8 protein-coding genes are annotated in these 12,188 nt (G+C 67.2%); 4 read left to right on the forward strand and 4 right to left on the reverse strand.

All coding sequences use genetic code 11. The annotated features are described in order from the left end of the window. Positions 1-661: 661 nt before the first annotated feature. The 4 genes from H0B56_RS14715 to H0B56_RS14730 form a co-directional block, all read right to left on the reverse strand. The gene (locus H0B56_RS14715; protein WP_180893636.1) at positions 662-2,365 is read right to left on the reverse strand and encodes an AMP-binding protein; all 1,704 of its coding nucleotides are present in this window, start codon (positions 2,363-2,365) and stop codon (positions 662-664) included. A gap of 272 nt (positions 2,366-2,637) precedes the next feature. Then, the gene (locus H0B56_RS14720) at positions 2,638-4,527 is read right to left on the reverse strand and encodes a selenium-binding family protein (protein ID WP_246361211.1); all 1,890 of its coding nucleotides are present in this window, start codon (positions 4,525-4,527) and stop codon (positions 2,638-2,640) included. A gap of 147 nt (positions 4,528-4,674) precedes the next feature. Then, positions 4,675-5,178: a 2Fe-2S iron-sulfur cluster-binding protein gene (locus H0B56_RS14725; RefSeq protein WP_180893637.1), complete on the reverse strand. Its 504-nt coding sequence runs from the start codon at positions 5,176-5,178 to the stop codon at positions 4,675-4,677. A 24-nt stretch (positions 5,179-5,202) separates the two neighbouring features. Next, a complete protein-coding gene (locus H0B56_RS14730; protein ID WP_180893638.1) occupies positions 5,203-7,737 on the reverse strand; it encodes a molybdopterin cofactor-binding domain-containing protein in 2,535 nt (844 codons plus the stop codon). 775 nt (positions 7,738-8,512) lie between these two features. Here H0B56_RS14730 and H0B56_RS14735 point away from each other — a divergent pair. The 4 genes from H0B56_RS14735 to H0B56_RS14750 are packed head-to-tail and all read left to right on the forward strand — an operon-like array spanning position 8,513 to position 12,160. Continuing rightward, entirely contained in the window at positions 8,513-9,346 is an 834-nt protein-coding gene (locus H0B56_RS14735) for an HpcH/HpaI aldolase/citrate lyase family protein (protein WP_180893639.1), read from the forward strand. Then, positions 9,343-10,521, forward strand: coding sequence for an acyl-CoA dehydrogenase family protein (locus H0B56_RS14740; protein ID WP_246361212.1), 1,179 nt, complete (start codon positions 9,343-9,345; stop codon positions 10,519-10,521). The genes H0B56_RS14735 and H0B56_RS14740 overlap by 4 nt, the downstream gene beginning before the upstream one ends. 5 nt (positions 10,522-10,526) lie before the next feature. Further along, positions 10,527-11,267 carry a 3-oxoacyl-ACP reductase FabG gene (gene fabG, locus H0B56_RS14745; RefSeq protein WP_180893640.1) on the forward strand — a complete coding sequence of 247 codons (741 nt, stop codon included), beginning with the start codon at positions 10,527-10,529 and terminating at the stop codon, positions 11,265-11,267. Further along, entirely contained in the window at positions 11,264-12,160 is an 897-nt protein-coding gene (locus H0B56_RS14750) for an FAS1-like dehydratase domain-containing protein (RefSeq protein ID WP_180893641.1), read from the forward strand. Before fabG ends, H0B56_RS14750 begins: the two co-directional genes overlap by 4 nt. Positions 12,161-12,188: the final 28 nt, after the last annotated feature.

Genomic DNA, 12,188 nt, shown 5'->3' on the forward strand with positions numbered 1-12,188 from the left:
GACCCACGTCATCTGGCAGTGCTGGCGCGTCCCGGCCTTGTCAGGGCTCCTCCCGCCCTCCCCGGCACCACTCCGGATCAGGCTGCCTTCAGCTCCAGCGACCTGCTACGACAGGCCGAAAACGAAGGTCTCTCACCTCCACTCGAATCACAGCACCTCACGGCGCAAACCGCTCGTGCGACAGTCCTCACCTTCCGTGGAATCAATCGTGGTGCGAAACAGGGTCCCAACGTGTCCGTGGAATACGATCGCCGAGACCGTGCGGCATTAAACCTGCAGGTAGGCGCCCTAGTGTGCTCGGACGTCCAGCCTCCTAAGCGGTAGGTCGCAGGTTCGAATCCTGCCGAGGGCGCCCTTCTGACCAGCGGCGACAGGCACTGCCGAGCGCGGTTCGCGCCAAGGTGCATGCGGGCATCGACCAGGTCTCGGGGAAGCGTCACTGCCGCACGCGGACCGTGCCTGCCGGGCCGGACGCCGAGACCGAGACGCGAAGGCGCACGGATCATCCTCACCGGGGCCGGAGACGATCCGGACCGGGCAACCCTGAGCCGGATCGCGATGACCACCGGTGCACGTCGCGATGAACGCCAGGAATGCGCTGCTTACCCTGTGGTCGAGGTCGTTCTCCGCGACGGACCGGCTCGCTGGTTACGGGCCGGACTCAGCTGCGCAGTTCGGGGATGTCGGTGTCGCGGTACTCGTCCTCCGGCCGTACCTCGCCGTTGGAGTACTGCTCGTCCTCACGGTCGCGCAGCTGGACCCGCCGGATCTTTCCCGAGATCGTCTTGGGCAGGTCGGCGAACTCGAGCCGCCGTATCCGCTTGTAGGGGGCGAGATTCTCTCGGGCGAACCGCAGGATGGTCAGCGCGGTGTCACGGTCGGGCTGATGCCCCCCGGCCAGCAACACGTAGGCCTTGGGAACCGCCCCCCGCACCGGGTCGGGGGAAGGCACCACCGCGGCCTCGGCCACGGCTTCGTGTCCGATGAGCACGCTTTCCAGCTCGAACGGCGAGATCCGGTAATCCGAGGCCTTGAACACGTCGTCCGAGCGCCCGACGTAGGTGATGTAACCCTGCTCATCGCGAGCCCCGACATCACCGGTGTGGTAGTAGCCACCGGACATCACCTCGGCATTGCGCTCCTCGTCGTCGCGGTAGCCGGCCATCAGGCCCAAGGGCCGTTCCGCGAGGTCCAGGCAGATCTCGCCCTCATCGGAAGGTTCGCCGGTGACAGGGTCGATCAGCTCAACGGTGTAGCCGGGCACCGCGCGGCCCATCGAGCCCAGCTTGACCGGCTGGCCAGGAGTGTTGGCCACCTGCACAGTAGTTTCCGTCTGGCCGAACCCGTCCCGAATCCGCAGCCCCCAGGCCTTTTCCACCTGCTCGATGACCTCTGGGTTGAGCGGCTCCCCGGCGCCGACCGCCTCGCGTAACGGAACCAACGCCCTACCCAGGTCGGCCTGAATGAGCATCCGCCACACCGTCGGCGGAGCGCACAGGGTGTCCACCCCGCAGCGCACCAACGTATCCAACAGCCCGTCCGGATCGAAACGGCTGTAGTTGTAGATGAATATCGTCGCCTCGGCGTTCCACGGCGCGAAAACGTTGCTCCACGCGTGCTTGGCCCAGCCCGGCGAGGAGATGTTCAGATGGACGTCTCCTGGCCGCAGTCCGATCCAGTACATCGTGGACAGGTGACCGACCGGATACGAGGCGTGCGTGTGCTCGACCAGTTTGGGTAACGATGTCGTCCCCGAGGTGAAATACAGCAGCAGCGTGTCCGATGCCAGAGTCGGCCCGTCCGGCTCGAACTCCGGCGACGCCTCGTAGGCCTCCGCGTAGTCGCGCCAACCGTCGACGGGTGTACCGACACTGATCCGGGTGTAGTCGCCGGGAACATCGTCGAACTGGCCGGTGATGTCCGACCGGGCAACGACGTGACGCACCTGGCCGCGCTCAACCCGGTCACGCAGATCCGCCGCCGCCAACAGCGTGCTGGCCGGGATGATCACCGCGCCGAGCTTCATGGCCGCCAAGATCGTCTCCCACAGCTCGAGCTGGTTGGCCAGCATGAGGATCAGGCGATCACCACGACCCACTCCCTGCTCACGCAGCCAGTTCGCCACCCGGTTGGACCGCTGCGAGAGCTCCGCGTAGCTCCAGCGGCCCTCGCCACCGTCCTGCTCGACGATCCACAGCGCCGGCCGGTCGGCGGTATCCGGGTCCGCCGCGACGGCGTCGAAATGATCCAGCGCCCAGTTGAACTCGCCCAACCGCGGCCAGCGGAACTCGCGACAAGCGGTGTCGTAGTCCTCCCGGTGTGTCAGCAGCAGATCGCGTGCTGCCCGGAACTCGGCAATGCTCAACGAGAACTCCTAGACTGGTTCGAGGCTTCGGAGGAAACCGGGTGACGATATGCGGAGGGCCGGAACTCGGCGTCGTAACGCCTCGTTCCATGCTCTGTCCATTCGGGCCGAACGGTGGTCCGGCATCGCTACCGACGAGGATACGTTCCGCGCCATCCAGCGCTACCACCGAAAGTGGGTAACGTGGACGGCGGAAGGAGCGCGGCCGCCGGGATTCTCCGGGACCCGGGTTTCCCGGTCATCAAGCGATGTCCGGTACCCGGGACCGATGGCTACTCCACGTCCTGGTCCGCCACGACGAACAGTCCTTTGTGTGGCTTGGCGTTGCCGAACGGACCGTGCGGCCAGGCATCCCGGTTGAAGTCCCAACCCGGCGAGTTCGTAGCGTCGTCGCGGAAGTCGTCGTCGACGGACAGCTCGCCGTTCTCGCCGACATCGGTCACCCAGAGCTTGTGGTCAGTGCGGTGTCCGGCCCTGGCGACGAAGTAGTCCGTCCCCGCCAGCCGGTCCGGCTGATCTGTTTCCCGGTACTTCCCGTCCGGGCCCAGCTCGAAGTTGTCGACGGTGCCGAAGTGCGGTCCCATTCCCGGCTGGTCCCGGTTGATCCCGGCGGCCCCGGCCAGCGTCGGGCAGTCGGCGGACTTCGGCTTGCCCTCCGGCTTGGAGTGGAGGTCGCACTTCGGGTTCTTCGAGTTCACCAGCTTCGAGATGTCCAATGAGATCATGCCACCGGGCGCGCCCGGGTCGTCGCTACCCAGCGCGCCCTTCTCGCGGCCCATGATCGTGTGGTACAGGAACTGATCATTGGCGCTCGTCTGGATCCAGCCGCCGTTGGTATCCGCCGCCTCGGTACCGCTGCTCGGGTGGAACTCCTTGAGCGCGTCGCCGTCGTCCCATACCTTCCGCCACTGCGGTTCCTGCGCGGTGATGTCGGGCGCGTAGTAGATCGCCCCGCCCTGCATGGTCTGCGCGAACGCGCCCTTGTTGCCCGGCTGCTGGGTGACGGTGACCTCCATAAGCCCGCTGCTGTCGCGGTGCCGGGGATCCTCCGGGTCCTCCTGCGGATCATCGGGAAGACGCTGGACCGACGTGACCTTCGGGTGGTTACGATCGGAGATGTCCCAGATCCGCACCGTCGACCGGAACAGGTACGGCGAGGGCGGGTCGATCGGATCGAGGATGAGAGTCCTCGGTTCCACGAAGTCACCGGTGACCATCGTGTCCAGGTCCTCACGCACCTGGATGCCGTGCGGGTTCGCGCAGGTCGCCTTGTCCACCTGCGGGACATTCTCGCATTGTTCCGGGTCCCCGCCCTGCGAGGTCGCCGCCGGGGACTCCGAAAGCACGTTGCCGTTCTCGTCGAAGCGCACGACCTCGCCGGGGCTGCCGGCATAACCGTTCCCGGTGCGTACCGAACCGTCGGAGTAGCGGTGCGGGCCCGGCAGCACCGGGCCGCCCATGTAGGTGGCATAGGCGGTGCCGTCCTCGAGCACCGAGTACGCATCCGGAACGGACCCGCCAGGCGTGTCGACAGGCGTGCTCACACCCTTGAGCTTGATCTCCGGCAGGTCGGACACGTCGAAGGCGTAGGTCATCGAGTTGAACAGCCCGCCCGCGAACACGGTGTCGCCCTTACTCCACGTGTACTGCATGTGATGTGGCTCGTTCGACACGAGCGGGCCGACCGTGGCCGTGTTGACGAGCTTGCCGTAGGACGGCGAGCCCTCGGTCACGTCGATGACAGCGAGGAAGTCCGGTCCGACCGAGGCGTTCTTGACCTTGTTCACCGGATCCAGCAGCGAATCGGGCAGCGTCTCGGCGTCGTGCACGGCGGTGTCGGCGGCGTTCTCGTCGCCTGCCCACACCAGCAGATACTCCTGCGGCTTGCCGTCGGTGCCCTGCTGGGCGTACTCGCTTACCACGTGGTTGGTGACAGTGAAGGCCTGGTCGGTGAGCTGGCCGTTACCCTGCACACGGCTCGTCGATACCGATACCTCCCCGTACTCTTCGGTGTCCTTGACCAGCACCTCCCCGTCCGCCGGGGTGGGGTCGACGGGCACGTTCGCGTCCGCGTCGGGGTGGGTCACCAGCAAGCTCGCGCTCGCGAGCAGGGCGGCGGCGAGCATCACCGCCGGTGTCAGGCGTCGCCTGGTGGCCAGCATGACCGAATTCCCTCCGTGTCTCGACATCGATCGGTGCGTGCGGTCACGAAGGCAACACTCGCGACCGCACGTGCGACACACCCCGGCCGCGTCTCGCCGCGACCGCACAGTCGCAGCAAGACGCGGCCGGAGGTTCGACAACCGGTACTAGCCCCCCTTCTTCATCCCCTTCATCCGCTCGGCGCCGTCCTTCATCGCTTGGCGAATGCGGTAGTACGTGCCGCAACGGCAGACGTTGCGCATGTTGGTGTCTATGTCCGCGTCGGTGAGGTCGCGGCCCTCCGCGTGGACCTTCTTCACCAGGTCGACAGCGGCCATGATCTGGCCGGGCTGGCAGTAGCCGCATTGGGCGACGTCGTGCTCGAGCCAGGCCTCCTGCATCGGGTGCAGGTCCTCGCCGGGGGCGGTGTCGGCCAGGCCCTCGATCGTGGTGATCTCGTCGTCGGGCCCGATCTTGGACACGGGCACGGAGCAGGGGTTGAACGCCCGACCGTTGTAGTGGCTGGTGCAGGCCTTGCAGACGTTGATGCCGCAGCCGTACTTCGGGCCGGTGACGCCGAGCACGTCACGGAGCACCCACAACATCCGCACGTCGTCCTCGATGTCGACCGTCACCTGACGACCGTTGACGGTGAAACTGTGCTCAGGCACTGGATCTCCTCGCTTCGAATCGGGTCAGGGGTTGAGCGATGTTTCTTCGGAGGCCTTCGCCGGAGCGGGGTAGTGCTCCAGGCCGTTGGTTGGCGACTGCGGGATCGGCGGGTCGTGGGGCTTGACCTCGAACGGGATGCCCGCGTTGTGGCTGATCGGGAGGTAGTTCGGGTAGCTGCCCCTTGCCGCACCGATGGCGCACGCCACCGCTGCGCACGTGGGCGCGACGCCGACCTCGCCGAAGCCGCCGACCTCGGCCTCCGAATCTTCCGGAAGCAGGATCACCTGCACGTCCGTCGGGACGTTCCACTGGCGGGTGTAGCGGAAGTCGTCGTAGCTGCCTTCCAGGAAGGCCCCGTCCTTCAGGTGCAGGCTGTTGGTCTGCGCCAGGGAGATGCCGTCCATGATTCCGCCCTGCAGCTGCGCCTCCGCGCCCAGCGGGTTCACCAGGTGCCTGGCGACGGTGCTCACGAAGACCACACGCAAAACCCGCGGTCCGGTTGTCCCACCCGGGATCTTCCGGTTGACCGTCTCCGGCCGGCAGTCGACCTCGACCAAGCACGCCGCGTGCTGCTTGTACTCTTCGTGCACTCCGATGCCCTGCGCAACGCCGTCCGGCAGCGACCGGCCCCAGTTGCCGGCTTCGGCAACCTTCTCGATCACCTCGCGGAACTTGTCGTCCTTGGCGAACTCCCGACGGAACTCGTAGCGATCCCTGCCCATCTCATTGGCCAGCTCGTCGACGAACAGCTCTTGAGCGGCGACCACGTTGGGGTTGTACACCTGGCGCATGGCGGTGGTGTTGAAGGTGGTGAGGTTGTGCTCCGTCCCTGTGGATTCCGTCGGCTGCCTGACCTCCATGAGCAGCTGCTTGGTGGGACCCATGCTGTACGGCCAGACCGCGGTCAACTCGAAGATCGTTTGCGAAAGGGCCAGGGCCGAGCCTGGGTTGGTAGCCAGGGGTGTGTCGGGGTTCACCGATGTATAGTACTGGGCCATCAGATCGCCGAACCCGTGCCCGAAGTCGGTGAACACGCTGGTGTAGCGATTCTCGAGGGAGTGCACCACCTCGCCGTCGTGGAAGGCGCGGATCTTCGACACTTGCATCGGGCGCCCGCGTCCGTGCCGGTACTCATCGGCACGGTGCCACATCAGCCGCACCGGCTTGCCCATCTTCTGCGACGCCTCGGCCGCGTCGAGGGGGCCATCATTGAACAACCTGCGGCCGAAGGAGCCGCCCGAGCCCACCACGTTGAACGTCACCGCGGTGGCCGGCAAGCCCAACAGGGACGCGATTTCGCCCTGGGCCGTGATCGGAAGTTTCGCGGCCGCCCAGATCTCCGCGCTGTCTTCCTTGACGTCGGCGATCGCCGTGGCGGGTTCCAAGGGGGCGTTGTTGGTGAAGGCGAAGGTGTACTCCCTCTCGAACGCCTTGGTCCCCGGTGTGCCGGGGATGACCCACGGTGGGTGGGCGTCCTTCAGCTCCTTCTCGATCGAGGTGTCGGAGGTGCCTTCCACCGGCCCGCCGTTCCAGCTCACGTCCAATGCGTGGATCGCGTCGACGCACTGACCGAACGTCTTGGCGCGCACGGCCACCCCGGTGGTGATCGTCGCCACGTCGGTCACGCCGGGCATGTTCTGGACCTCGTCAGCGTTGTTGACGGACTTGACGGTGCCGTTGATCGTCGGCGGCCGGCACACCATGGTGGGCAAGGCGTCCGGCATCTCCATGTCCGTGGCGAATTCCTTTTGGCCGGTGACGATATCCATCGCATCGACGCGCCGTTGCGGCTTGCCGATGACCTTGAAGTCCGAATCCGGCTTGAGCTCGGTCGATACCTTCTTGTTCTCCGTGACGGCGGCCGCCTCCGCCAGCTCCCCGAAGGACAAGGCCTGCCCGCTCGGGCGGAGGACCCTCCCGGCGTGGGCGGTCAGCTCCGACTTCGCGAGGTCCCACTTGGCTGCCGCCGCATCCAGGAGCCGGCCCTTGGCGATCGCGGCGGCCACCCGCACGGGGGTGAACTGCGAGCCGATGGCGGTCGATCCGCCGGTGAGCTGGTTCCACACCAGCTCGGGACGGGCGGGGGCATGCGTGACATTGACCTTCTCGATCGGAATGTCCATCTCCTCGGCGATCAGCATCGCGATCGCGGTCTGGACGCCCTGGCCGACCTCGGTGCGGACCATCTCGTGCGAGACGGTGCCGTCCGAGTGGACCTGGACCGTGATCAGGTCGGACGTGGGCTTCGCCGCGTCGTATATCGCGTCGCTGAGATCGTAGTTGTCGGCGACCTGCGGGTTCGACGGCACCGGCTGCGCCGCGCCCGCCGACTGCGAGCCGAGCAGGGACCCGCCCAGCTGGGCGGCCGCCACCACGGTGGGCGCGGCCAGCAGGTAACCGAGGAACCGGCGCCGGTCGGCGAGGTGCCCGCCAACGGATGCGAGCCCCCCAGCAAATCCCTCCGAACCGGCAGACGTGGAATCAGTGTCCCCCGCGCCGGGCTTGTTCGGACGGTTGCCGTCACGGGCGTGACGTGCGTTCGCGCTGTGTTTGGCCATGAATGAAGACCTCCCTGATAGGCCTTGGAAATCCAGCGGGTGAACTGTTCCTCCGCGAGGTGATGACGGCCGCTGGTCGGGCGCTCACGGCGTGTCAACTGTCGAGGTCGGGGTCGGGGTCGAGGTCGGGGAGCCTGGACAGCGACGAGCCGTAGAGTCGATCCATACCTGCGTTCCTGGTCATACCTTGTTGCGTTGTGAGCTGCTCAACAGCCGACAAGCTGCCAGGTCGCGCATGTGCCCACTACCCCTGAAATGGGGTGACACAGAACATTCACCCGTTCGTGTCTTGTGTCCCGGCAAGGAGGGCTCAGCCGGATTTTCGCTGGCACGGGCGGTGATTCGCGGTGCTGCCATACGTACTCGGTGTACGACACCGCACCACCCGGCCCGCGCCAAGCATGTTCCCGCCGGCCCACGGACAGGCGGCGCAGAGCGATCCACTGCCGCAGCCATCACCGGAACCGGATGGTGCAGCCGGTCACACGCGAGAACGCGCCAGTTGCACATCGCAGTTCATATAATCTATATTCAATTTTGTAGGCACATCGATGCGCCCTCGGTGTCTACACGAGCGCACGTCATGCCCACCCTCCGAGACGGAAAGCAAGCACGTGTCGAACCACGCGAAGACAGCCCACTCCGACGCAGCTCCTGCCTCCGGCCCCGGGGCCGTCCCGCTCCGAACCGCCCACGGCCGGTCGCCGTCGGACCGACACCGGCGTCGGGGTGCGAGCTCCTCCGCATCGCTCACAACGACAGGCCCGGCCGCCCGATGAGCTCAGCCGTAGAACGGGCGCGCGACGCGCGGACATGGTTGTTCGTGCCCGGCGACGCCCCGGATCGCTTCGCGAAGGCGGAGGCCGCGTCCCCGGACGTGGTGGTCATCGACCTCGAGGACGCTGTGGCAGAGCCACGCAAGCACGATGCCCGGTCGGCCGCCGCGGAGTGGCTCGACACCGGTCACCCGGCCGCCGTCCGCGTGAATCCGCCGGATACCGAGTGGCACGCCGATGACATTTCCATGGTCGGCAGCCGCGAGTGCATCGTCATGGTGCCCAAGAGCGAAGACGCGGCGAGCATCGAGCAACTCACCACCCTCCTGGCACCCGGCTCGTGTGCCGTCGCGCTCATCGAGACGGCCAAGGGCGTGTCCGGAGCAGAGAGTCTCGCCATGGCGAGCGGAGTGGAACGGCTCGCCTTCGGTAGCTTCGACCTCGCGGCGCAACTCGGAGTGGCGGCGAGTGATGCGACCGCGATGGCGTACCCGCGCACGGCGCTGGTGCTCGCGTCCGCGGTCGCCGGGCTCGCGCCACCCGTTGACGGTGTATGCGGTCAGCTGACCGACGATGCGCCGTTGCGCGAGGAGACCGCCCTCGCGGCACGGCTCGGCTTCGCAGGCAAGTTGTGCATCCATCCACGGCAGATTCCCATCGTCACCGAAGGCTTGAGTCCGACGGAAAGCGAGCTGCGATGGGCTCGTGCGGTCGTCGACGCCGAACGGCACGATGGAGTCGCCGTACTGGACGGCCAGATGGTCGACAAACCCGTAGTCGAGAGGGCACGCAGGATCCTGCGGCTGTCCCGCACCGAGCAGGAGGCACCATGACGGCGGCGACCAGTATGTTGAGCCAGGAGGAGCGCGACATGGTCGCGCTGGTCGCCGAGTTCGTCGACCAGCGCGTCCGCCCGAAGGTACGCGAGTACGAGCCGGGCGACATCTACCCCGAGGAGTTCATCGAGGAGATGAAGAAGCTCGGGTTCTTCGGTCTGCTGGCGCCCGAGGAACACGGCGGCGTGGATGTCAGCACAGCGTGCTTCGCGCTCGTGACCGAGGAGCTGGCACGCGGCTGGATGAGCCTGGCAGGGGCGATCGGCGGGCACTCGGTCATCACCTACCTGATCAGGCACTTCGGGACCCCGGAACAGCGCGATGCCTACCTGCCGCGCATGGCTGACGGCAGCCTGCGCGCCACGATGGCCCTGACCGAACCCGGCGGTGGCAGCGACCTCCAGGCGATGCGTACGCAGGCCCGGGCCGACGGTGACGAGCTGGTGATCAACGGATCCAAGATGTGGATCTCCAACGCCCGCCACTCCGGGCTGATCGGGCTGCTCTGCATCACCGACCCGGAGGCGGAACCGGCACACCGCGGAATGAGCGTGGTACTGGTCGAGGCCGGTGAGGGGGTCGAGGTGTCGCCGAACCTGCCCAAACTCGGCTACCGCGGTGTGGAGTCCTGCGAGGTCGTCTTCGACGCCGCCCGGGTGCCGACCAGCGCCGTTCTCGGCGGCGAGCCGAACAAGGGCTGGGCGCACATGATGCGCGGCCTCGAGGTCGGACGCATCCAGGTAGCCGCACGCGCGGTCGGGGTCGGCCAGGCGGCTCTCACCGAGGCCGTGGCCTACTCCCAGCAACGCGAGTCGTTCGGCAAACCGATCTGGAAGCACCAGTCGGTGGGCAACCTCCTCGCGGACATGGCGACCAAGGTGCGGGCGTCCCGGCTCATGACGGTGGATGCCGCCGCGTGCCTGGACGCGGGAGAGCGCACGGACATGGAAGCCGGCATGGCCAAGCTGTTCGCCTCGGAGAACGCGATGCAGGTCGCCCTGGACGCCATGCGCGTGCACGGAGGATACGGCTACTCGAAGGAGTTCGACGTCGAGCGCTACTTCAGGGACGCACCGCTGATGATCCTCGGCGAAGGCACCAACGAGATCCAGCGCAACGTCATCGCCGCGCAGCTGATCGCGCGCGAGGCACAGGACAACGAGGGGAGGTAACCGGCGTGGGACTGCTGGACGGGCGGACCGCGGTGATCACGGGAGCGGCTCGGGGAATCGGCTTCGCGATCGCGCAACGCTTCGTACGAGAGGGTGCCCGTGTCGTGCTCGGCGATCTCGACGGGGACGCTTCGGAGACCGCGGTCACCGAGCTCGGCGGCACCGAAACGGCCCGCGCGCAACCGTGCGATGTCACCCGGCCCGCCGATATCGACGCGCTACTGCGTGCCGCGACCGATCTCACCGGTTCGGTGGACGTCATGGTCAACAACGCTGGCGTCACCAGGGACGCGACCATGCGGACCATGACCGAGGAGCAGTTCGACCAGGTCGTCGACGTGCACCTCAAGGGCTGCTGGAACGGCACCCGGCAGGCGGCAGCGATCATGCGCGAGCAGCGCAGCGGAGCTGTCGTCAACGTCTCCTCGCTCTCCGGCAAGGTCGGTATGGCCGGGCAGACGAACTACTCCGCGGCCAAGGCAGGCATCGTCGGGCTGTCCAAGGCGGCCGCCAAGGAAATGGCGCACCACGGCGTCCGGGTCAACGCGATACAGCCCGGATTGATCGCCACACCGATGACCACGGCCATGCCGGAGCACGTCTGGGAGGGCAAGATGCACGAGATCCCCATGCAGCGCGCGGGAGAGCCGGGCGAGGTCGCTTCGGTCGCGCTCTTCCTCGCCTCGGACCTGTCCTCCTACATGACCGGCACGGTCCTGGAAGTCACCGGCGGAAGGTTCATGTGAGCTTCGTGTCGTGGGAGCCGCACACGGTCGTCACCGACGAGGTGGTCGAGCACGCGCCGGTGGCAGCGCTGGCCGCGCTTCTCGACGACGGCCTCGCCGCCCCGGGCGTCGGCGACGAGTTGCCGCCGCTGTGGCACTGGGTCGCCCTGGCACGGTGGCCGGTATCCGCGGAGATCGGTGTCGACGGGCATCCGCGGCGCGGCTCGTTCCTGCCCCCGATCGACCTTCCCCGGCGCATGTTCGCGGGCGGGTCCGCCAGCTTCCACGCAGGCATCACCGTCGGCAGTACCGTCCGCCGCGAGTCGCGGGTGACCTCGGTCGAGGAGAAGTCCGGCCGCAGCGGCAACCTCGTACTCGTCGAGGTACGTACCCGGCTGTTCAACGAGGACGGTGCCTGTGCCGTGGACGAGACCCAGGACCTCGTGTTCCGCGAAGGCGGCGCGGCCGGTGACGACGCCGCCACACCGGACAGCGCGTCCGGCCTCATCCCAGCCGGGTCGCCGCTGCATCGTCACGCGGCATGGGAGTGGGAGCTGGCCACCGACCCGACGCTCCTCATGCGCTTCAGCGCGGCGACCTCGAACCCGCATCGGATCCACTACGACTGGCCCTACGCGACACGGGTGGAAGGCTATCCCGGACTGGTCGTCCACGGACCCCTGATGACGCTGGCGCTGGCCGAGCTGGTACGGCTCGAAGACCATCCGTGGCCGGTCACGCATATCCGCCACCGCGTACTACGCCCGCTGTACTGTGGACAACGCGCATCGCTCGTACGCACCGGCTCCCAGGAATCCGGCGGTATGACGCTCAGCGCCGTCGGTCCTGACTCGACAGAGGGAGCGGAGCCGCGGCCGAACGCGACCGTGACTGTCGGCAGTTCTACCCGGTAGTGATCACGAGCCGTGGGCCGAACAGCCG

Source organism: Haloechinothrix aidingensis (assembly GCF_013450155.1).
In the GTDB taxonomy this organism is placed as follows: Bacteria; Actinomycetota; Actinomycetes; order Mycobacteriales; family Pseudonocardiaceae; genus Haloechinothrix; species Haloechinothrix aidingensis.

What these genes read in the sequence shown, in the direction of transcription:
- H0B56_RS14720 (WP_246361211.1), bottom strand. Translation starts at nt 4,527, where the DNA reads ATGCTGGCCACCAGGCGACGCCTGACACCGGCGGTGATGCTCGCCGCC.
- H0B56_RS14735 (WP_180893639.1), top strand. Translation starts at nt 8,513, where the DNA reads ATGAGCTCAGCCGTAGAACGGGCGCGCGACGCGCGGACATGGTTGTTC.
- H0B56_RS14740 (WP_246361212.1), top strand. Translation starts at nt 9,343, where the DNA reads ATGACGGCGGCGACCAGTATGTTGAGCCAGGAGGAGCGCGACATGGTC.
- H0B56_RS14730 (WP_180893638.1), bottom strand. Translation starts at nt 7,737, where the DNA reads ATGGCCAAACACAGCGCGAACGCACGTCACGCCCGTGACGGCAACCGT.